This is a genomic window from Halococcus saccharolyticus DSM 5350 (assembly GCF_000336915.1).
Taxonomy (GTDB): Archaea; Halobacteriota; Halobacteria; order Halobacteriales; family Halococcaceae; genus Halococcus; species Halococcus saccharolyticus.
The window spans coordinates 69,519-89,938 of sequence record NZ_AOMD01000012.1; the positions used below are offsets into that span (position 1 = coordinate 69,519).

Below are 20,420 nucleotides of genomic sequence, written 5' to 3' on the forward strand. Positions count from 1 at the left end.
TAAACCGGTCGTTCTCACCCGAGATCGACGGGATCGACCTTCAGATACTCTCTGAGCAAAACAGTCGCGTACGACCCCTTCGGGAGACTGAAATCGAAGGTGAGGGGCTCGTGATCGATGTCGAGATCGCACTCGACGAGCACCGCTCGACGCGTCCCCGCGGAGTGAAAAGATCCAGGGAGGTCGAAATCGGCGGGCACGATCCCGGCTTCGTCGAGCACTTCGCGCTCGATCTCGCCCGGTTCGCCCTCACTCAGTTCGGTCTCGGTACCCACGAGCGGCGCGGTGACGAACGCCCGACCCCGCGCCGCGTGACGGTTCACGGTGTCGACCCGGTCGGCGGTGACGCGCTGGCTTCGATCCGGGTCGGGAACCCGGAGTTCGTCGGGCGCATCCGGGTCGGCGAAGCAGACGACGTCGCCCGCGACTGCGCGGCCGAACGGCAGGCCGCGTGCGAGCCGTTCGGAGAGAATCCGGTTGAACAGAGAGGACTGGGCGGCGTTGACGAATAGCCGCTGGAGGTTGCTCGGGACGGCCTCGATCGCCGCCCGGAAATCGTCCTGACTGTGCGCACCGTTCTCGATCAGCCGGTGGACCATCGAGCGCTCGAACCCGAGCCGGTTCGGAAGTCGCTCTAGTGCCGCTTCCCAGCCATCTGAGCGGACGCGAGTCGCTGTTTCGGCTTCTGTATCTCCATCGTCGACACGGAACTCGCGCTCGACGAACGCCCGCGCCTCGCGGGTGTCGTCCGGCTCGCTCTCGTGGGGATTGCCGACGTAGGCAAGTACCGCTCCCGCCCAGTCTCCCCGGACGATCGCGAGACCGACCTCGTGTGTCACGGGACGTAGCGAGCCGAACCGCTGCTGGCCGAAGTAGTTCGGGACGCCGACCGTTACGCCACCATCGGAACTTGTCCTGCCGTCATCGCCGCTCTCGCTTCCGAACGCCCGGAGATCGTCGGTGATCGCAGCCACTGGCTCGGGATCGGCCTCACGGACGACGATCTCGAAGGCGTTGCCCGCGAGATCGCCGAACCGGAGCGCACGGCCCGACCGACCGACGATCGTGATGTCGACGTCGTCGAGGCCCGCCGCCGCATCGGCGAGCGTCGCCTGATCGACGCCATCGACCGAGAACAGTTGAGTGCTCACGGCGCGCTTGTCTTTCGTTCCCGCCCACGAGACGCGCTCACGGCTGCTCTCCAGTCGGTTCGAGAGCGCACCCACGAAGTCGTTGGTGTCCCAGTTGTCGAGGGTTGCCCGAAAAACGACGTGCGGGTACGCGTCTGGATCGGCGTCTGCCGACTCGAATCCCGATCGTTCGATCTCGCGCACTCGGAAGTCGGCGGGCTGGGTCCGAAGTCGGCCGCCAGTGCCGTCGGCGTCGCTGACGTAGTGACTGATTCCGACCGCACGTTCGATGGGATGGGCCTCGCGCATCAGTCGATCACCCGTCCGTGCGGGGCGTCGTTGGCGGTCTCGAGGGAGGCGCTCACAGCGCTGTCGCGATCTCGTCGAGTGCGTCCGTGTCGGCGAAGACGACGACGTGATCACCGACCTGGACAACGGTTCCCCCACGGGGCGTCGTGAGCGAGCCGTCGCGGACGATCGCGCCGATCACGAACCCGTCGGGGAGATCGTGAGCGACATCCTCGATCGCCTCGCCCGCCAGGGCGCTCTCGCGCTCGACGGTGATCTCGAGCACTTCGGCGCTGTCGCGTTCGAGGATTGCGGCTTCGTCGGTGTATCCCCTGGTTGCGCGGGTGATCTCACCCGCGACCACGGAGTGGGGTTGGACCGTCACATCGACGCCGGCAGCCTCGAACAGGTCGACGAACTCGCGCTCGCCGACCACACTTGCGGTGTGCTCCGCCCCGATCCGGCGGGCGAGCAACGAGACGAGGTAGTTGGTCTCGTCGTCGAGCGTGCTGACGACCAGTTCCGCGTTGCCGACGCCCACTTCCCGGAGGAACGCGGCCGACGTCGCTTCGCCCTCCTCGATCGAAACGTCCGACAGTCGGTTCTCGAGTTCGGCTGCGCGCTCGGAATCGTGCTCGACGAGTCGTGGTGTGTACTCGTTCTCGGCGAACAGCTCGGCGGTTCGACAGCCGACCTCGTCGCCACCGATGACGATCACGTCGTCGTCCGGCTCGAGCGCTCCAGTTGGCGAGAGCGTTGTGGCGAACCGCCGCACGCTCGACGGACTCCCGATGACGACCACCCGATCGCCTGGCTCGATGACGGTTTCGCCACTCGGGACGAGCACCGCGTCGTCCCGGAGGACGCCCGCAAACGTCAGCGCCGGGAACCGATCGGCGTCCTCGACCCGCTGGTTCGTGATCTCGTCCCCGTCGTCGATCTCGAACTCCGCCATCACCACCTGTTCGTCGACGAACGTGCTGGTAGCGAGCGCTCCTGGCAGCGCCACCGTTCTGACGAGCGCTGCCGCGGTCAGCCGGTCGACACACAACATCCGATCCACACCGAACGCGTCGTCGAACTCCTGCCAGGTGTCGAAGAGATCGCCGGATTTCACTCGCGCGATGGTGAACGCGTCGGTCACGTTCGCGGCCGCGCCACAGACCATGACGTTGACCGCGTCGTCGTCCGTGCTGGCGATCACGACGTCGGCGTCGCGGATAGCGGCCGCTTCGAGGGTGTCGAGCGATCGGCCGTCGCCCTCGACGGTGTCGATGTCGTGTGACGACCCGAGCGCTTCGATCCGATCGGGGTCCGTATCGACCACGGCGAGGTCGTGTGCGTCCGCGAGGTCTTCCACTATGTGTGTGCCGACATCGCCCGCACCGACGACGACTACCCGCATCGGCGAATCCTCCTCATGGCGGGCGTTCCGGTGGGTGTCAGTAAGTGTGTTGTGGTCGGCTCAATGACCTCGTTCTGTCAGTGAGAACGCCTGTTGGGTGCAGTGGCGCGCGGTGAACCCGGCCGTAGGCCGGAGTGCGCGTGAGGGATGACTGGGTAGAGCGAACGAGCGATCCTCCCGTCTAAAAAAGTGGGAGATCCCCTGTTACCCGGTCGACGGCGCTCTCCTCGCCCGGTCCGACCGCGAGCGCCGTCACCGTGCCGGGGTCGACCTGCGTGTGGCCCGCATCGCGGACGATGGAATGTGGCAGCCCCTCGCGCTCGGCCCGGTCGGCGAGTTCGAACAGGGTTCGCTCGCTGTCACCTTTGAGAACGACTTTCTTCTGGCCTGATCCCTTCCACTCGTTTCGCGTGCGCGAGCCGGTGTCCTCGTAGGCCGACAGCGAGGCGTGAGCGACCTGGGCGGCGAGCTTTCCCTTGCCCATCCCCAGATCGGTGCGCGCGACGATGGCCTGTTTCATATCCGAGACGGGATGGCTGCGGGTATAGGGCTGACTACTCGACAGCGGCTGTCAGCCCGCGCCGGCTGGGTCGTCGGTTTCCTCGTCCGTGTCGGGCGTCTCGTCGGCCGCGTCCTCGCCAGGAACGTCGTCGCGTGCCGACCGTGGATTCGTCCCGACGCCCTCGCCGAGCGACACCGTCGGCGTGAGAGGCTCACCTCGGACGAGTTCGGGGAGCACGATCCGGACGAGTTCGAGGATCGCGATGAACACGATCGGGAGCAGGAAGAAGCCGTACCACCCGAACAGGATCGGTCCCAGCAGATACGCGAACATCAACACCACCATGTCGAGCTGTCGGCCGGTGATGTACGGCTGGAGGAACGTCTGTGGCAGGATGTCGAGAACGAGAAAGTAGACGACGAGGACTGCGGCAACGAACACGAGCGCGCCGCCACCCGTCTGGAGCGCCTGCACGCCGAGATACGCCACGACCGGGAGGTAGATCACCTTGCCGACGACGATCGGGATGAGGCTGGTGAACCCTGTCAACACCGCCAGCACCAGCACCATCGGCACGTGGAGACTCCCCGGTGCGAGGAGGTTCGTCGCCTCGTAGGCGATCGCCGCGATGACGGCCATGGTGATCACGAACAGGAGATTGCCGAAGAACACCGATTCGAGGTCTTCGTCGACCGCTGCGGCGTAGGCGTACGCCACCGTCTCCCGACCGCCGAACAGCTCTTCGAGCCCGCCGGCGAGCTGGTCGTCGTTCTGGAGCAGGAAATAGGAGAGCGTGAGCGCGAGTCCGACGAGCACGAGTCCGCCGGCGACCGCGCCGAACGCCTGTGCGCCCACCGTGAGCGCCGTCTGGGCAGCCTGCTCGGGCTGGCTGACGACCTGCGTCGGGTTCTGGAGCAGCGTCCGCGCCGTTTCCTGTTGTTCGGGCGGAAGCACACCCAGGTCGATGAACCCGCCGGCGGCACCGCCACCGCTCGCGCCGACGACTCCCTGGAGCTGCTGGAAGACGTTGAACCCCGCATAGGCCACGAGCAGCAAGATCGGTACCACGACCAGCAGCACCGTCGCGCCCGCCGCGATCCCGTCCGAGTCGATCCGACGGGCGAGGCGGCGACAGATCGGCCGTGTCGCGTAGTAGCCGAACACTCCGAGCACCACCATGCCGATGAACGAGTACGCGACGTAGCCCGCGATGGCGGCGAGTCCGATCACGAACACCCACCAGCCGAGGCGCGTGCGGTCGGTCGGCGGCCCGCTCCCGAGGTCTGCCATTCTCCTCTATGATATCGAGAGCCGACGGGAAACGGTTGTGCTTGCACGAACGCTCGACGGGAAGGTTTAGGCCGCTGCCGCCGTCCATTCCGAGCATGATCCTCTCGGATGTGGACATCAACCGCCGGCTCGACGAGGGCAGCCTCGTCGTCGAGCCGCTCGCCGACCCCGATCTCCAGATCCAGCCTGCGAGCGTCGACCTCCGGCTGGGTCGGGAGTTCCTCGAATTCCAACGGACCAACATCCCGTGTATCCATCCCGACTCAGAGAACGAGGTCGACGAGTACGTTACCGAAACCTACGTCGACGAGGGCGAGGAGTTCATCCTCCATCCCGGTGATTTCGTTCTTGGTACTACTGTCGAACGCGTCGAGGTGCCCGACGACCTGATCGCGCGGGTCGAGGGCCGGTCGTCGCTGGGACGGCTCGCAGTCGTGATCCACGCCACCGCGGGGATCGTCGATCCGGGCTACCGGGGCCAGGTCACGCTCGAACTCTCGAATCTGGGTACTGCGCCCGTGGCGCTCACCCCGGGAATGCGAATCTCACAGGTGATATTCACCGAACTCAAAACTGCCGCCGACCGGCCCTACGGCTCTGAACGCGGCTCGAAGTATCAGGACCAGGCTGGCCCGCAGGCCTCCCGGATCGGTGGCGACGACGAGTTCGGTGGCCATCAGACCGCTCGCGACCGATCACACGACGCCGACGGCCGAAATGCGCCGGCTGATTCGCAACACGAGGAGGGCGAGCGTCGATGAAGTTCGTCGAGGAGCTCGTCGTCGAGGAGTTCCTTCCCACGTTTCGCTCGATGCTCGCCGAGCGTCTGCGCGAGCGCGATCTCACCCAGAGCGAGGTCGCGTCGATCCTCGGTATCAGCCAGTCCGCGGTCTCGAAGTACGCCCACGGCGAAGTCGCCCGGAACGAAGCAGTGTTGAACGACGAGCGAGTGCGCGATCTCGTTGACGAGCTCGCCGACGGGCTTGCGACCGGCGATCTGACGCCGGTGGGCGCGCTGGTCGAGGTCGAGGTGCTGATTCGGGAGCTCGAACGCGGCGACCTGCTCGCGCGGCTCCACGAGGAGCGGGTGCCCGGGCTCGCCGAGAACAGCGGCTACGATGTCCACGATCCCGAGGGAGCGCTCCGGGCGGCCGAGCGAACGCGATCGTCGGTCCGGCGCGGACTCCGCACCCTCGAAAACACCAGCGGCTTCGCGGGACTCATCCCGAACGTCGGGTCCAATCTCGTCGAGTGCACTCCCGACGCCGACGGGATCGACGACGTGGCGGGCGTCCCTGGCCGGATCTTCGACGTGAAGGGGCGGACCACGGTGCCGGGCGAGCCCGAGTTCGGTGTCTCGGGTCACGTCGCGAGCGTGTTGCTCGCCGCGCGGGCGCACGGCTCCGACGCCCGCGCCGCACTCAACCTTCGGTACGACGACGCCCTCCACGACCAGCTCGCATCGCTCGGACTCGAAACCGTCGAGTTCGACGGCGAGACGGACACCGAGTCAGCCATCGCAAGCGTCGCGGTCGCCGAGGCGGACGTGCTCTACCAGACCGGCGCGATGGGGATCGAACCGATCACGTACCTGCTCGCGCCCGACGCCGAGACGGCCGCCGAGCGCGTGCGCGATCTCGTCTGACTCGGCCGAAATGGCTGACGACGTATCGGCGGCGCAGGCGTTCTACGGCCGGTGGGCACGGCTCTACGATCTGGTCGCCACGTTCCCTGGTGTCGGTTCGTGGCGCGAGGGGGCCGCCCAGAGCCTCGATCTTTCGGCGGGTGACACCGTGATCGAGATGGGCTGTGGAACGGGTGCGAATTTCCCATACCTCCGCGAACGTGTTGGTCCAGGCGGGACGGTGGTTGGCGTCGACTTCACCCGCGGAATGCTCGATCGGGCGGCCACCTGCGTCGCGCGCGAGGGCTGGACGAACGTCCATCTCGTCCACGGCGACGCCACCGCACCGCCAGTCACGGGGTCCGTGGATGCGGTGCTCGCGAGCTTCGTCGTCGGCATGTTCACCGACCCGGTGCGTGCGGTCGATGGCTGGCTCGATCTCGTGCGACCTGGCGGCCACATCGCGCTGCTCGACGCTGCGCGGAGCACTCGGCCGCTGGCCCGTCCGCTCGACGCCGCGTTCCGGCTGTTCGTCGCCGCCAGCACACCACCTGCAACCCAGTTGCGCTACGTGAATCCACCGTGGGAGCTGCTCGACGAGCGCGTCGCGGCTGCCCGACGGCCGCTCGCCGATCGAACGGCCGATCGCACCGACGAGACATTCGGATTGGGGTTCGTCCGACTGTCGAGCGGTCGGATCGTCGAACCCGACGGGTGACCGCAGCGGGTTCTATCCGTACCGTTCGGCGTGGGTTTCGCAGAATGCGGGATCTCGGAGCTGGGCCTCGATCACGCTGGGCTGGCGGTGGGCGTTGTGGAGGCGACACCGCTCGTCGTCACAGAAGGCCGATCCCGTGGCGAGATACTCGATCGCCTGGAGGACGTAGCCGTTGATCACGTCGGTGGTCCGGGGATCGTCTTCGACGAGGAACTCGCCGTCGACCTGGTTTTCGAGCACCTCACGCGGTGGCGCATCGCCCGAGAGCATGGCGTGGCGCTGCTGTTCCTGGTAATAGGCCTCGGGTTTGGCCGGAGCCTCGAACAGTCCGGGCACCGAGAGCAGTGCCGGCTGACCGAGAACGTTCACCCGCTTGTGCCACCGTTTATCGTGGTCACCCCACGTCCCGAGCACGCGGTCGAGCAGCGGGACGTGGAGGTGATCGAGGGAGCGCTCGTCGGTCGGGAGCCGCGCGCCCAGCGCGCGCTGGACCTGCTGGCCGTCGTAGATCACCCCTCCCGCGCGCTCGGGGTGGTCGATGGCCCGCTCCTCGTACCGGACGATGCCGAGCATCTCGTTGCCCGTCTCACGTTCGTAGGGATCGAGCACTCGTGCCCGCGCGAACGCTTCGGCGAGATCGTCGTCCGCATGGCGATCGAGAAACCGATCGCGAACCGTCACGTCGGCGTCCACGCGCTCGCGGAGCCACGTGGCGATCGCATCGGCGTCGGCTGCGGTGGTGGGCGCGCGGTACAGCGTGACTCGTTCGACCATGACTCGATGTCCGGGCCGCGCGGCGAAACGCTTGCGGTCGGCAGCGCGGCTGCGGTCGTGTGGTTCACCACGGCTTGGCCGATGGCGACCACCCGAAAGGGTTTGTCGCCGTTGGGGCAAGATGAGGCAATGGTCGACGCCCGCGAGTACCACGAGCGAACGAAGCACTCGCCGCGCGAACTCCGTGCGGACGAGTTCGAACTCGATTTTTCGAACCGGCCGCGGCCGTCGAAGGAGTACGTCGATTTCCCGAGACGCTCGCTCGGAACGGTCTCGACGCCGCCCGAAACGCCGGCACTACAGGCTATCGCAACCGACACCGCGGAGTCGAACAGGACGCCTGACGATGACACGCTTTCCATCGATCTCACGACACTCTGTCACTACGCCGCTGGTGTGACGAAGACGATCGAAGTCCGTGGCGAAACCGCGAAGTTTCGTGCGGCCGCCTGTACGGGAAAGCTCTATCACGTCGATCTGTACGCGATCACCGGCGATCTCGACGCACCCGATGGCGACGACGGGACCGACGCCGGTGTCTATCACTACGATCCCAACACCGACGAGTTCCACGTCCTCCGTGAGGGCGACTACCGTGGTGTGCTCGCCGACGCCACCGACGATCATCCGGGCGTCGCCGACGCGCCGGTGACCCTCGTGGCGACCTCGGAGTGGTGGCGAAACGCGTGGAAGTACCGGAATCGGACCTACCGACACGCGTTCTGGGACTCCGGGACGGTCCTCGCGAACCTGCTCGCGGTCGCCCACGGGTCCGGCCACCGCGCCGAGGTCGTGACCGGATTCGCCGACGACTCGGTGGCTCGCTTGCTCGGTATCGATCCCGACGACGAGGCCCCTCTCGAACTCGTCGCCGTTGGACGGGACGACTCCGGATCGAGTGTTCGGACGGTCGAACCCATCGATCCGATCGATCCGGAAACCCGACTCGCGTCCGATCCGGTCGACTACCCGCTGCTCTCCGACGCGTGGCACGCGAGCACGCTTTCGGACGGTGAAGCGGCCGCTGAGTGGCGTGAACGATTCGTTGACGGCGAAGGCAACTCCGTTCCGTTCGGTACCCATCCGCCCGGCGACAGCGAGGGACGCGAAGCGTCCCTCGAGCAGCCGGCGCGGAGCGCCGGCGATGGCGAACGGATCGCCCTTGATCCCGTCGACGAGGACACCGCGTCGGCACGGCCTGTCGCCAACACCATCGAGCGCCGTGGATCGCTGCGCGAGTACAGCCACGAGCCGATCAGTTCCCGGAAATTCGCCACGGTGCTCGACCGCGCACTGGGTGGCGTCCCGCTGGACTGCTTCGGAGCCAGTGGGTCGGCCGAACCAACCGAGCCGTCGACGCTCGTGGATGCGTACTGTCTCGTCCACGCGGTCGAAGGGATTCCGAGCGGAGCCTACCAGTACTACCACGGCGAGGACGCTCTCGAACGGATCGGCGACACCGATCGGGAGATCGCGGGCCACCTCGCGCTCGATCAGTCCGTCGTCGGTGACGCAGCGGTGAACGTCTACCTCATGGCCGACGTGGGAGCGATCGTCGAGGCGGTCGGGAATCGAGGATATCGCGTCGCGCAGCTGGCGGCCGGAATCCGTCTCGGACGGCTCTACCTCGCCACCTACTCCCACCGCACGCTCGGCGGGCGCGGGTTCACGTTCTACGACGATCGCGTGACCGAGCACCTCTCGCCACGGGCGGCGAACCAAACCCCGATGACGCTGTTTGCGCTCGGCAAGCCAGCCGAGTAAGTCCTCGCAGACGGTCATCGCCGGACGACCGCACGCCTTTTGCCGATCGTTTTCGTGCGCGGTACATGACCACCGTGCGCGTGCCCTTCGCAACCCGTTCTGTTCGCTACGGGCTCGTCGCCGCCGTTGCCGCCGTCATTCTTGTCGGGTCGATTCTGGAACCTGATCCGGCGGCAGCGCCGACGATGGGACCGCTCGGGATCGTCGGTGCGGACAAATGGACCCACGCATTCGCGTACGCGGGGCTCGCTGCGACACTGCTGTATGCGTCGGTGTCGTCGGACCGCGGCAGCAGCCGAGTGGCTCTCGCAGTCGTGCTCACGGTCGGGTTCGGGATCGGCGTCGAACTCGTTCAGTGGCCGATCCCCTATCGAACGGCGAGCACCGCTGACGCCCTCGCGGACGCGGTCGGTGCGGGCGTCCTCGCGCTCGCGTGGTGGTCGCTGGGCCGGTTCGTGCGCTTCGTTCCGGTCGGACGGTGGCGAAACCCGACTCAGTAAGAACTCCGCTCGACGATCAGTCGTCGGCCGGGGCACGACTCGTCATTTCGACATCGGCGGCGTCGACACCGAGTTCGTCGATGGCGGCCTGGGCGGCGCGTTTGCCCGACAGCAGCATGGCACCGAAGGTGGGTCCCATCCGGGGGAGGCCGTAGGTGGTCGCGGTCGCCATTCCGGTGACGATCAGGCCGGGGTGGACGAGTCCGGTGTGCTCGACGACGGCATCCTCGCTCTTGCCGACCCACATCGAGTCGTGGCCGGGCGAGTCGTGGCCGGGTGCGCCGTAGGACTCGTCGCCAGTCTGGTCCATCCCGCTCGCGTCGTCTTCGAGACCCGGCGCATTCAGCACGCCGCGTTCGTCGAGTTTCTTGATCGCCATCGCGTCGTGGCCGGTGGCATCGATCACGAGTTTGCCTTCGACGGCGATGGGATCGACGCAGGTGATCTCGCGGGGGAGGGCGTGGACGGGCGTCCAGTTCATCACGATCCCACCGACTCGGTGATCCTCACGGATCACGATATCGGTGAACTCGGTCATGTTCTGCATTTTCGCGCCCGCATCGCAAGCAGCTTTGATCAGCCCCGAACACGCCTCGGGACCGTTCGCAACGTGGAGGCCCTCGCTGTCTTGGGACTGTTTGAAGTCGACGTCGAGGTCGTCGAGCACCGTCTGTGCGGGCTCACGCACCGTGACCTTGTTCATCAGGAATCCCCCGAGCCAGAACCCACCACCCAGGTAGTTGTTCTTCTCGACGATCATCGTCTTCACGCCGCGCTCGGCGAGTTCCTTGCCCGCCATCAATCCCGACGGCCCGCCGCCGACGATAATCACATCCGAGTCCGAGAAGTCCATGAACTCCTCGGTCCACTCCTGGCCGATCGCGCGTGTCACGTCCGCCTCGCCGACCTCGCTGAACTGCTCGAATTCGCTCATACCACTCAGTGGTATTTACTCGTGGTACAAAACAGTTTCGGGCTGTCGCCGATCGAGTGTCTCGGGGTCACCTTGGTCCGAGGCGGTTCGATTCACGATTGGTGATCGGTTCTACGCGTCCGGAATTTCGAGCGAAACGGTCTCGCTGGCGTCCTCGCCGACGACGCTGACGGTGAACTCGTACTCGCCGGCCGCCACGTCGGAGAAATCCATCCCGACGATGTCGTCGCGAGTCAGGTCGTGCGGGTCGTCGTCGGCGTTGTCGAAGGTGATCTCCTCGATCTGCTCGGGGGAGAGGCCCGATGCGGTGATTTCGACGTCGTACGGCCCGTCGTACGCCCCGTAGACGATGTCGAGATTGAGAATCCCGTTGTCCGGCGGTGAGCTGACTGTGTTGGCACAGCAGTCCCTGAACCTGACGTTCAGCGGATCGTCCGCCGGCGGGTCGTGAAAGTCCGTGTCGTCCTCGCCGTCGCCCCCGTCGTCCTCTCCTTTGGGATCGGGATCGTAGACGTACAGCCCGTCGTTGGGGTACGAGCGGGCGGGTCCGCCAAACCCGTCCTCACAGCAGAGCACCCGTCCGTCGTCCATCGCGTAGACGTTGTCGATGTTGCGGAGCGCGTCGTCGGCGTCCGCGGGCGGATCGGTGAAATCGGGACCGACGATGACCGGTTCGAGCGTCGAGACGTTGTAATCGGATTCGAGCTCGCCACGGTAGACCACGCCGCCGTCGACGCGGTCCATCCGGATGTCGCCCGTGTTGTCGGCCATATCGTCGTTGAACTCGGAGATGCCGAAGTAGACGAAATCGCCCGGCCCAGCGCCATCGACGCTGTCGACGCCCTCCGCCTTGTTGAACTCAATGGAGGCCCCGATCTCCTTCGCGGCCGCACGTGTTTCGAGGAACGGCACTTTCCGGAGCTCCTCGTCGACCTCGTCCGGGCCGCGTTCTTCGTACTGTGCAGCCCAGTCGAGTATCTCCTCGTTCGTGATGTAGTTCCGATTGCCGCCCTCGATGACCGCCTTGTCGGCCTCTTCGAGTGCTTTCTGGGGATCGTCCTCCCAGTCGGTCTCAGCATGCGCGAGGTAGTCCTCCTGTGTCACGTCGTCGTACTCGGCGATCCACGCCTCGGCCTCGGCGTTGCTCGCGTGTCCCAGTTCGATCCACTCGATTCCGAGATTCACGTTTGCCGGGGAGTTGCGCTCGCCGGCCTCCGCTGCGGAGGCCGCGTCGTTGGTGATTTTCGGGGCATACAGGATGCCCGCGACCTCCATCGGATCATCGTAGCTCGGGATCGGCTCGTCGGCGACGAACTTGTAGATGCCCTTGCTGTCACCGTCCGAACAGCCGTAGGCGGTTCGCTCGTCGGCTTGGATGTTTGGAGCCTCCCAGGCCGCCCGTCCCATCACGTAGTACTTGATCGGCTGCGGTTCGTCGGCCGCCGGGTCGCGGATGTCGACGTGGTAGCCGTACCGATACGGGTTAGGGTAGACGTCGCCGATGGGGAGAACGTTGTTGTTGTCCTCGACCTGGTCCACCGGCTCCGCGCCGAGGTAATAGGCGAGGAACTCGACGCCCGTCAGCGCCCAGTACCCCTGCGGCTCGAAGGCGTCGTCGCCGTAGTACTCAGGGATGGCTTCGCCGATTTCCGAGGGGTTTGGTCGGTTCCAGAACTGACAGCCGCCAATGAGCCCCTTCCCGCTGCCGGCCTCCTCGATGTCGCCGACCGTGTGCGTGAGCGAAACCCGCGGGTGGGCGTAGTTCTCTTCGGAGGAGAGCATCGTGTTCCACGGGCTGAGGTCGCCGTAGCAGTTAATGCGCGTACCGCCGAGGTCGCGGAGCGCGTCGGTGTTCGCGAGGTTGATCGCGTTCTCCAAGTCCGCCTCCCACTCGCCGTCGTCGTCTTGGCTGATCGGAATCCGGGAGACGTTCCCGGGACTGTTCTCCCAGTTCGTGAAGAGATAGCCCTCCGTGCCGTCGTCCGTGGTGACGAACTGGTTGCAATCGGGGTTGCTTGCGGCCAGTCCGTACTGTGTTCCCCTGAAGAATGGACGTTCCCCACGGAGGCGGTCGGTGGCGTCCTCCCGGATGAGGTTCCGTCCATCGGGCGTCTGGGTTACGCCGAGGAGTTCCTCACCGCTGTTAATCGGCTCGCGGCCCCGTGCGAGCAGCACGTACTCCCCGTTGCCCGCGCGGACGCGCCCCTGCTCGTCTTCGGTCTGGGGTGTCGAGACTTCCTCGAAGTCGTCGTTGTCGCCGTTCAGTTCGAAGTTGAAACCGCTGAAGTACCCGACGCCCGCTCGGTTGAATGGCTCCGGGTTTTCCTCGCTCGGGTGCTGGAGGCTGTACAGTAGTCCGCCGTCTTCGAACACGAACGGTCCTGTCACCTCGGCACCGAACGCAGTCGTCGAGAACCGCTTGAGATCGCCCTTGACGCTCGGGGCACCGCGAGTATCCGACTCCTCCACCTCTTCCGAGTGTTTCGCACTCGCAGTACCGACCACGCTGGCACCGAGCGTGGCCGCCACTGACGTCGCCATCAGCTTCCGTCGGGTGAATTCGACCATGCAAACGAGCGCACATACCGATGTGGAAAGTAAGTTTACAACGTAAATAGTGGTGGTGTATTTAGTGATCACAACAGGGACATACTGCTATACAGTCGATCCGAAATCCGTTCAGCATGATCCTCCGGTGTTCCGGTTGTCGTCTATAGGTTTTCGATAACGGTCGCCGAAATACTTCCAGTCGAGCCCGTCCCCGCTCGATACTTCTCTAGTGGATATCGATGCTACGGATCGACGATGCTGTTGTGTGATATAGGCATAAGAAGGAGAACGTGGCGAGCACTCCCCGGTGTTCGAGGGGTGTGCCGGCGTATCGGTGGCTACTCCATGCCGCGCTCTCTCGCGCCCTTTCGAATCCCTTTGGCACGCTTTCGGACCCGAGAGGCATATCGACCGACTTTCTCGGGTTTCACACCGTAAAACGACGCGACCCAGTTGACGTCGGTGCCGGGTTGGGTCAGGAAGTACGCAACGAGCGTGTCGCGGCCGGCCTGAATGATTCCTGGTGGAACGCCCCGAACGCCCGTCCCTTCCTCCTGAAATCCATTCACGTCGAAGTAGACGGCGGCGTACAGTTCCGCGAGATCGGGATCGTCGAAGGTGATCCCGTCGTGGTGTGGTGCTTCGAACCGATACTGCGGCCCCTCACCGGTCGCGGAAACGTGCTCCGTGATCCGCACGCCGAGGACGTACTCCCTGAACGCCGACTCGCCCCGTTCGACGCCGGACGCATTATCGGATCGTGACATGCTGGTCGACCCATCCTGCGAGTCGGGCTTAAGTCGTTGTAATTGCGCTATATACCCCTCGGGGCGGATCGGGAACGCTACCCAGGCCGTGATTCGCTGCCGTTCGAGCGGTGTGGACCGGCAAACAAAAGCGTATTACGGGCTTGCGATTACCGTTCGGACGGATGGAGTACGGCCTCGTCGCAGTGTGGTGGGTGGCTGTCGTCGGCCTCGCGCTGTTCGGTCTGCCGGTCGCCGCGTGGCTTTGTTCGACGCTCCCGGGCCGCGGCGCGGGGTTTTCGCTCGGTATCGCGTTGACGATCGTGACGCTCGTCGCGTTCTGGGTCGGCCACCTCGTGCTCGGGTGGGTGGCGCTCGGGGCCGGCCTCGCCGCCCTCGCGGTCGCGGCGGTGCTCGCGGTACGGGGAGGTGTCACCATCGACCGTCGGGCGGCTGCCGAGGCGCTCGTGGTGTTCTCCGTCGTTTACCTCGGCGTTCTCGTCGTGCGGTCGGTCGAGCCGGGAATCACGCCCGGCGGCGAGAAGTTCCTCGATTTCGGGCTGCTGGCCTCGCTGTACCGTGCTCCACAGCTACCGCCGGAGGACTTCTGGTTTGCGGGGGAGTCGCTGATCTACTACTACGGCGGTCACTTCCTCGCGTCGCTTTTGACCCGACTCACCGGAACCCACCCTTGGTTCGGGTTCAATCTCTCGATGGCGGTGTTTTTCGGGACGCTCGCGGCTGGAGCGTACGAACTTGCGGGCTCGATCGCGGCCAACCGATCCAGCGATGATTCGACCGGCTCACGGTTCGCCTCACACGAGTCGGCCGGTCCGGATTCGGCCATTACCGCCGACTCGACCGTCGACTCACGCTCGATCGCCAATCGCGTCACGACCGGCCTGCGTGGTCGCCACGAGCGCGTCATCGCCGGTGTTACGGCAGTCTTCTTTACGATCTGCGCGAGCAACCCTTCGACCGCGATTCGGTTATTGGTGCGGCGACTGCCAGGGGCGATCCGCGGCGAGGCCGCGACGGCGTTCGCGGCGGCCCACTCACAGCTCGTGACCGAGTGGGTCCTCGAACCGATCCCTCAGGAGTACAACTACAAGGTCGCCAGTCGGATCATCCCCCTGACCTACGACCCGTTTCCGCTGTTCGGGATCGTGCGGGGCGACATCCGGCCCTACCTCCTGAGTACGCCCTTTCTGCTCGTCGTGGCGGGCCTCTGCTACGCCTACTACCGCACGCCGGCGACCGCGGTCCGCCGTCGTCGCGCGGTAGTGTTCGGTGCGGTTCCCATCGTCGGCGGGTTCATGGCCATCGTGAACACGTGGAGCTTTCCGACAGTCCTCGGCCTGTTGTGGCTCTCGCTGACGTTCGCCGATGCAGAACTGCGCTCGCTGCTCCCGACGAGCGCGGCCACGACTGTCGACCGATTCGTCGACAGCGCGGCGTCCGCCACGATGCGCGGCGCACTCGCCCGAACGATCGGGGCGGCAGGGATCACGGTCGGTGCGGGGTTCGTCGGAGTGCTCGCCGCGCTCCCCTTCCTTCTCGGGCCGGTGGGGTCGCGGCCGAGTACGCCCATCGTCGTGCTCGAAGCCGCCGCACGCAGCTCGCTCGGGTCGTTGCTGCTCGTCCACGGGGCGTTCCTCGCGGTGCTCGTCGCTGCCTCGTTCGCGTGGCTCCGCGGCCGCGTGGCGACGTCGGTCGTGACCGCCGGCCTGCTCGGCTACCTCGTTCTCGTCGCGCTCGCTCCGACGACGCTCGCGGCGTTCGCGCTGTTCGGCCCACTGCTCGTCGTGGGCTGGTACGTCCTTGCCACCGATCGCAATGTCGGCTTCGAGGGCGTGCTCGTGGTCGCCGGCCTCGGGCTCGTGCTTTTCGCCGAACTCGTCTACGTCCAGGAGGGTGGCGGCAGCCGGTTCAACACCGTCGTCAAGACCTACATGCCGACGTGGGTTCTCTGGGCGAGCGCCACCGGTGTCCTCCTCCCGCGGCTCGTCCGCGGGCGAGGTGAGTGGTCGTGGAGTCGTCGCCGCCAGCAAGTTGGTGCCGTGCTCGCCGCGGTGCTCGTGGTCTCGACCGCAGTGTATGGCGGGGTTGCACTCAAAAGCCACTTCGACGATCCCGATACCGGCGGCTCGACGCTCGATGGCCTCGCCGCGGCCGAGGAGAATATCCCCGATCAGGTCGCCGCCATCCGCTGGCTCGACAACCGTTCCGGCCGACCGACGATCGTCGCCGCACCTGGTATCGCAGTTTACGCCTGGAGCGCCAGCCCGGCGTCGAGCCTCACGGGCTTTCCGACGATCGCCGGCGTTTCCCACGAGATCCAGTACCGCAGTCGGGAGGCGTACGTCGATCGCGTCCGAGCGGTCAACACCATCTACCTCGGCTCGGACGCGTGGCGAGCCGAGCTGCTCTCCCGGTACGATGTCGAATACGTGTACGTCGGACCGTCCGAACGCGATCGCTACGGCGATATCCGGCCGTTCGACGGGCTTCTCGGCGTCACAGTCGCCTTCCGCGCCGATGACGTGACGATCTACGCCGTGAACCACAGCCGACTGTCCGAGAGCGACCGGAACGTCTCGGGATGAGCAAGAGGCGGCGTCCGCGGTGAGCGCCACGAACGCCCTTTTCGGGGCGGTGTCAGACCGTTTCGGACTGGAGCCACGGCAACTGTCTGGCACCGAGCCACCGGACCAGCGCCGAGGAGGCGTACCCCAGGACGCCGACCGCGATCATCCCGACGACGACGTTCGGGTACTCGCCGGCGGTGAACGCGTTCCAGATGAAGTAGCCGAGTCCGGTGCTCGATAGCAGTTCCGCCGCGACGAGACTGACCCATGCCAACCCCATCGCGTTGACGAGCCCCGTGTAGATCGAGGGGAGCGCACCGGGCAACACGACGTGACGCAGGGTCTGTGACGAGGAGGCCCCGAGCGAGCTGGCCGCCTGTGAGAACTCCTCCTCGATGTCTCGAACCCCCTCGATCGTGTTGAGGAGGATCGGGAAGAACGCGGCGAGGAAGATGATGAAGCGGACGATGTTCGCGGGATTGATCAGGATGATCGTTAGCGCGGGGAACCACGCGATCGGCGGGATCGGGCGGAGCACTTCGAGGGAGGGGAAGAGGAGGTCCTCGGCGACCTCGCTGCGCCCGATCAACAGCCCCAGCGGGACCGCAACCACCGCGGCGATCACGAAGGAGAGATATACCCGGAACGTGCTCAACAGAACCTCTTCCCAGAACGACGCCCCAGTTGCCGCGTCGACGAACGCCACCACCACCTCCGGCGGCGTGGGAAGGCTCGGAACCGCCCCGACGATCATGGTTGCAACGACCCAGATCGCAAGCAGCGCCAGCAGCGACACCGACTGCTCGGCGCGCCGGACGTACTCCATCAGGCCCGCCCCTCCGCCTGTTCCATCGCGCGTTCGGCCTCGTCGTGGATGCTCTCACTGGCCCGGCGCTGGAGCTCGTTGAACCGATCGGTGGTGACCATATCCGTATCACGCGGCCGGTCGAGGTCCACGTCGATGACGTCTTTGACCTGGCCCGGCCGGGCAGTCATCACGACCACCCGATCCGCGAGCAGGATCGCCTCCTCGACGTCGTGGGTGATGAAGAGAACTGTGCGGTCGTCGTCCTCCCAGACGTCGAGCAGCTTCTCCTGCATCAGCTCCTTGGTCATCGCGTCGAGCCCGCTGAACGGCTCGTCCATCAGCATGATGTCGGGATCGTTCGCGAGCAGCCGGGCGAGCTCGGCGCGCTGTTGCATCCCGCCGGAGAGCTCGTGAGGATAGGAATCCTCGAACCCCTCCAGCCCCATCTGATCAAACAGGCTGTCGATGCGACTTTGGTCGACCGCATCGCGCATCTGAGGGCCGAACCGGACGTTTTCGGTGATCGTCTTCCACGGGAACAGCCGGTTTTCCTGGAAGACCACTCCCCGGGAAGGGTCGGGCTCGTTGACGGGATCGCCGTTGACCAGCACCTCGCCCTCGGTGGGGTCGAGATAGCCCGCGATACACTCCATCACGGTGGATTTCCCACAGCCAGAGGGACCGAGGACGGTTACGAACTCCTCGGCCTCGATGTGGAGATCCATCGAATCGACGGCCGTTAACTCACCACCGTCGGTGCCGTACACCTTCGTCAGGTCTTGGATGTTGACGGTGCCGGTCCCGCTCGACTCCGTCCACGACCGGAACTCATCGTCGGCCGTGTCGTCGTGGGTCGCGTCGGTGTGTTGTTCGTCCGTGGCGGTGCGAGCGTTAGTGGTGTCACGTTCACTCATTGTGTTTCCTCCATCGTAGACCACGGCATCAGCCAGTAGCCGAGGTGCTCGACCAGCAGCGACGACGCGTAGCCGAGCGCGCCGACGGCGAGCATGCCGATGACGACGATCTGGTTCTGCAACAGTCGCGATCCTTGCATGATGATGTAGCCGAGTCCGGGGCCGCCAGTGAGCAGCTCCGCGGCGACGACCGTGATCCAGCCCAGTCCGACCCCGAGCGAGAGGCCGGTGATAATCGAGGGCAGCGTCGCCGGCAGCACCACGTGGCGGAACACGTCGCCCGAGGACGCGCCGAGGCTCTCGGCCGCCCGGCGGTACTCGACCTCGATGTTCCGTGCGCCCTCGATGGTGTTCGTGAAGATCGGGAAGAACGCCCCGACGAACACGACGAACAGTGCGGGCAGCGGCACCGAGATCGATCCCAGCGCGAGCGTCGGGAAGACGATGATGGCGATCGGGAGCCACGCGATCGGCGGAATCGGTCGAAACGCTTCCAACGCGGGGTACAGCAGGTTCCCCCACCGCTGGCTCGTACCCACGACCAGCCCGGTCGGGATCGCCAGCACGGCCGCGAGCCCGACCCCGATCGCTACCCGTGCCGCCGAGTAGACGGCGTGGAGATAGATGGTGTCGCCACCTTCGGTCAGGGGTTGGCCGGCGAGCGCACCGGCGAACTCCACGAGGGTCGTCACGGGGCTGACGAAGTGATCGAAGTTGAGCACGCCGAACCGGTAGCACAGCCACCAGACCGCGACGAACCCGACCAACGAGAGGAGTTTCCGGACGCCCCTGGTCGGCGACGGCAGACTCTCCCCGAACTGGTCGCTGATCCGCTCGGACACCGAGCGCGTACTCATCGTCCACTCCCGGACGCGTTGCCGGTCGCCGAGCCGTTGGTCGCGCCCGAGCCGTTGCCGGCCGATCGCGGCGACCACTCTACCGCGTCGTCGAGTTCGGCCGCCGCCTCGTTGAGTAGCTCTGGCTTGTACCGATCGTCGGGCGGCGGCGCTTCGAGCGCGCCCTGGCGGGTGAGAAACTCCGGTGCGGTCTCTTTCATCAACCGGCCTGGTTCCGTCGCTTGCTCGTAGTCGGTTGCGTACCGGAGTCGCTGGACGTTCTCGCCGATCGGCGGATCTTTGTAGACACCCCATCGAAGCGTCGAGCGGTTGAAGTATCGGAGGTCCTGCTCCTGCTCGACTAGATCGAGGGTTCGCTCGTGGTCGGTGGCCAGCACCCGTGTCGCTTCGAGTTCGGCCTTCAGGATCCCCTTGGCTGCCTCCCGGTGGTTGTTGATCAAGTCGTCCGTCATTGGGATCCCGCCGGCATCGATTACGTCGTACTCCGCACCCGTCGAGACGTATCGGGTGAGATCGTCTTGGAAGACCGACTTGGCGATCGAAGGTTCCCAGCCGACCCCTGCGGCGATCCGGCCCTCACGGAGGTTGGCAAGAATGGTCGAGATGCCGGTGTCCTCGATCGTTACGTCGATACCCTCCTCTTCAAGCACGCGGAGTAGATATCGATGGGAACACGCGCCGACCGTAACGCCGACCGTCTCACCGGCGATGTCGGATGTTTTCTCGATGTCGGAGTCCTTGGGGACGACGAGGAGGTTACACTGCTGTCCCCGCGACCAGTTTGCAAGCCCGACGAGGCTGGCCGGGGTCTCGGTCTGAGCGATGGTCGTCAGCGCCGGCATATCGCCCATCCAGCCCGCCTGATTCTTGCCGACGCTGATCCGGTTGCCGATGACCGCTCCCTGGAGCGCTGACTGCCACTCCAGGGAGTAGTCGTCGGGGAGGTACTGCTGTGGAATATCGCTGTGTTTCATGATCAGCGCCTCCCACGCGTGCGCTGAGAACGGCTGGTACCCCATCGTCAGCGT

The 20,420-nt window shown here is 65.7% G+C and carries 18 protein-coding genes; 6 read left to right on the forward strand and 12 right to left on the reverse strand.

Going from position 1 to position 20,420, the window contains the following annotated elements:
• Positions 1-14: 14 nt before the first annotated feature.
• The 4 genes from truD to C449_RS03560 form a co-directional block, all read right to left on the reverse strand.
• Positions 15-1,439: a tRNA pseudouridine(13) synthase TruD gene (truD, locus tag C449_RS03545; protein WP_006076543.1), complete on the reverse strand. Its 1,425-nt coding sequence runs from the start codon at positions 1,437-1,439 to the stop codon at positions 15-17.
• 52 nt (positions 1,440-1,491) lie between these two features.
• The gene (trkA, locus tag C449_RS03550; RefSeq protein ID WP_006076544.1) at positions 1,492-2,823 is read right to left on the reverse strand and encodes a Trk system potassium transporter TrkA; all 1,332 of its coding nucleotides are present in this window, start codon (positions 2,821-2,823) and stop codon (positions 1,492-1,494) included.
• A gap of 181 nt (positions 2,824-3,004) precedes the next feature.
• Complete coding sequence (gene pth2 / locus C449_RS03555) at positions 3,005-3,343, reverse strand: peptidyl-tRNA hydrolase Pth2 (protein WP_006076545.1); 339 nt, start codon at positions 3,341-3,343, stop codon at positions 3,005-3,007.
• A gap of 51 nt (positions 3,344-3,394) precedes the next feature.
• Positions 3,395-4,615 carry an AI-2E family transporter gene (locus C449_RS03560; RefSeq protein ID WP_006076546.1) on the reverse strand — a complete coding sequence of 407 codons (1,221 nt, stop codon included), beginning with the start codon at positions 4,613-4,615 and terminating at the stop codon, positions 3,395-3,397.
• Between the two features lie 95 nt (positions 4,616-4,710).
• Here C449_RS03560 and dcd point away from each other — a divergent pair, with 95 nt between their 5' ends.
• From dcd to C449_RS03575, 3 genes are read left to right on the forward strand one after another with little or no spacing between them, the layout of a single operon-like run.
• Positions 4,711-5,376, forward strand: coding sequence for a dCTP deaminase (gene dcd, locus C449_RS03565; RefSeq protein ID WP_006076548.1), 666 nt, complete (start codon positions 4,711-4,713; stop codon positions 5,374-5,376).
• Positions 5,373-6,260, forward strand: a complete 888-nt coding sequence (locus C449_RS03570; protein ID WP_006076549.1) for a thiamine-phosphate synthase family protein — start codon at positions 5,373-5,375, stop codon at positions 6,258-6,260. The genes dcd and C449_RS03570 overlap by 4 nt, the downstream gene beginning before the upstream one ends.
• Positions 6,261-6,270: 10 nt before the next feature.
• Positions 6,271-6,957: a class I SAM-dependent methyltransferase gene (locus C449_RS03575; RefSeq protein WP_006076550.1), complete on the forward strand. Its 687-nt coding sequence runs from the start codon at positions 6,271-6,273 to the stop codon at positions 6,955-6,957.
• A gap of 12 nt (positions 6,958-6,969) precedes the next feature.
• Here C449_RS03575 and C449_RS03580 read toward each other — a convergent pair whose 3' ends face one another.
• Entirely contained in the window at positions 6,970-7,731 is a 762-nt protein-coding gene (locus tag C449_RS03580) for a DUF7001 family protein (protein ID WP_006076551.1), read from the reverse strand.
• Between the two features lie 129 nt (positions 7,732-7,860).
• Between C449_RS03580 and C449_RS03585 the strand changes: the two genes are divergently transcribed.
• A complete protein-coding gene (locus C449_RS03585; protein WP_006076552.1) occupies positions 7,861-9,495 on the forward strand; it encodes a SagB/ThcOx family dehydrogenase in 1,635 nt (544 codons plus the stop codon).
• Between the two features lie 65 nt (positions 9,496-9,560).
• Entirely contained in the window at positions 9,561-9,995 is a 435-nt protein-coding gene (locus tag C449_RS03590) for a VanZ family protein (RefSeq protein WP_006076553.1), read from the forward strand.
• Positions 9,996-10,011: 16 nt separating this feature from the next.
• Here the strand turns inward: C449_RS03590 and C449_RS03595 are convergent, their stop codons facing one another.
• From C449_RS03595 to C449_RS03605, 3 genes are all read right to left on the reverse strand, one after another.
• A complete protein-coding gene (locus tag C449_RS03595; protein WP_006076555.1) occupies positions 10,012-10,929 on the reverse strand; it encodes a sulfide-dependent adenosine diphosphate thiazole synthase in 918 nt (305 codons plus the stop codon).
• 111 nt (positions 10,930-11,040) lie between these two features.
• Positions 11,041-13,497, reverse strand: coding sequence for an alkaline phosphatase PhoX (locus C449_RS03600; RefSeq protein WP_006076556.1), 2,457 nt, complete (start codon positions 13,495-13,497; stop codon positions 11,041-11,043).
• Between the two features lie 320 nt (positions 13,498-13,817).
• Positions 13,818-14,246: a hypothetical protein gene (locus tag C449_RS03605; protein WP_006076558.1), complete on the reverse strand. Its 429-nt coding sequence runs from the start codon at positions 14,244-14,246 to the stop codon at positions 13,818-13,820.
• Positions 14,247-14,410: 164 nt separating this feature from the next.
• On the opposite strand from C449_RS03605, the gene C449_RS03610 reads away from it, so the two are divergent.
• The gene (locus C449_RS03610; RefSeq protein ID WP_006076560.1) at positions 14,411-16,831 is read left to right on the forward strand and encodes a DUF2298 domain-containing protein; all 2,421 of its coding nucleotides are present in this window, start codon (positions 14,411-14,413) and stop codon (positions 16,829-16,831) included.
• A 52-nt stretch (positions 16,832-16,883) separates the two neighbouring features.
• Here the strand turns inward: C449_RS03610 and C449_RS03615 are convergent, their stop codons facing one another.
• Genes C449_RS03615 through C449_RS03630 form a run of 4 tightly spaced genes read right to left on the reverse strand, consistent with a single transcriptional unit; the run spans position 16,884 to position 20,411 of the window.
• Positions 16,884-17,639: an ABC transporter permease gene (locus tag C449_RS03615; RefSeq protein WP_006076561.1), complete on the reverse strand. Its 756-nt coding sequence runs from the start codon at positions 17,637-17,639 to the stop codon at positions 16,884-16,886.
• Complete coding sequence (locus tag C449_RS03620; protein WP_006076562.1) at positions 17,639-18,535, reverse strand: ABC transporter ATP-binding protein; 897 nt, start codon at positions 18,533-18,535, stop codon at positions 17,639-17,641. Before C449_RS03620 ends, C449_RS03615 begins: the two co-directional genes overlap by 1 nt.
• Positions 18,532-19,392 (reverse strand): ABC transporter permease, encoded by an 861-nt coding sequence (locus C449_RS03625; RefSeq protein WP_049913873.1) that lies wholly within the window; start codon positions 19,390-19,392, stop codon positions 18,532-18,534. Before C449_RS03625 ends, C449_RS03620 begins: the two co-directional genes overlap by 4 nt.
• Positions 19,389-20,411, reverse strand: coding sequence for an ABC transporter substrate-binding protein (locus tag C449_RS03630; protein WP_006076564.1), 1,023 nt, complete (start codon positions 20,409-20,411; stop codon positions 19,389-19,391). The genes C449_RS03625 and C449_RS03630 overlap by 4 nt, the downstream gene beginning before the upstream one ends.
• Between the last annotated feature and the right edge of the window lie 9 nt (positions 20,412-20,420).

Coding starts and splice junctions, on each gene's coding strand:
- truD (WP_006076543.1), bottom strand. CDS start 1,439: ATGCGCGAGGCCCATCCCATCGAACGTGCGGTCGGAATCAGTCACTAC.
- trkA (WP_006076544.1), bottom strand. CDS start 2,823: ATGCGGGTAGTCGTCGTCGGTGCGGGCGATGTCGGCACACACATAGTG.
- pth2 (WP_006076545.1), bottom strand. CDS start 3,343: ATGAAACAGGCCATCGTCGCGCGCACCGATCTGGGGATGGGCAAGGGA.
- C449_RS03560 (WP_006076546.1), bottom strand. CDS start 4,615: ATGGCAGACCTCGGGAGCGGGCCGCCGACCGACCGCACGCGCCTCGGC.
- dcd (WP_006076548.1), top strand. CDS start 4,711: ATGATCCTCTCGGATGTGGACATCAACCGCCGGCTCGACGAGGGCAGC.
- C449_RS03570 (WP_006076549.1), top strand. CDS start 5,373: ATGAAGTTCGTCGAGGAGCTCGTCGTCGAGGAGTTCCTTCCCACGTTT.
- C449_RS03575 (WP_006076550.1), top strand. CDS start 6,271: ATGGCTGACGACGTATCGGCGGCGCAGGCGTTCTACGGCCGGTGGGCA.
- C449_RS03580 (WP_006076551.1), bottom strand. CDS start 7,731: ATGGTCGAACGAGTCACGCTGTACCGCGCGCCCACCACCGCAGCCGAC.
- C449_RS03585 (WP_006076552.1), top strand. CDS start 7,861: ATGGTCGACGCCCGCGAGTACCACGAGCGAACGAAGCACTCGCCGCGC.
- C449_RS03590 (WP_006076553.1), top strand. CDS start 9,561: ATGACCACCGTGCGCGTGCCCTTCGCAACCCGTTCTGTTCGCTACGGG.
- C449_RS03595 (WP_006076555.1), bottom strand. CDS start 10,929: ATGAGCGAATTCGAGCAGTTCAGCGAGGTCGGCGAGGCGGACGTGACA.
- C449_RS03600 (WP_006076556.1), bottom strand. CDS start 13,497: ATGGTCGAATTCACCCGACGGAAGCTGATGGCGACGTCAGTGGCGGCC.
- C449_RS03605 (WP_006076558.1), bottom strand. CDS start 14,246: ATGTCACGATCCGATAATGCGTCCGGCGTCGAACGGGGCGAGTCGGCG.
- C449_RS03610 (WP_006076560.1), top strand. CDS start 14,411: ATGGAGTACGGCCTCGTCGCAGTGTGGTGGGTGGCTGTCGTCGGCCTC.
- C449_RS03615 (WP_006076561.1), bottom strand. CDS start 17,639: ATGGAGTACGTCCGGCGCGCCGAGCAGTCGGTGTCGCTGCTGGCGCTG.
- C449_RS03620 (WP_006076562.1), bottom strand. CDS start 18,535: ATGAGTGAACGTGACACCACTAACGCTCGCACCGCCACGGACGAACAA.
- C449_RS03625 (WP_049913873.1), bottom strand. CDS start 19,392: ATGAGTACGCGCTCGGTGTCCGAGCGGATCAGCGACCAGTTCGGGGAG.
- C449_RS03630 (WP_006076564.1), bottom strand. CDS start 20,411: ATGGGGTACCAGCCGTTCTCAGCGCACGCGTGGGAGGCGCTGATCATG.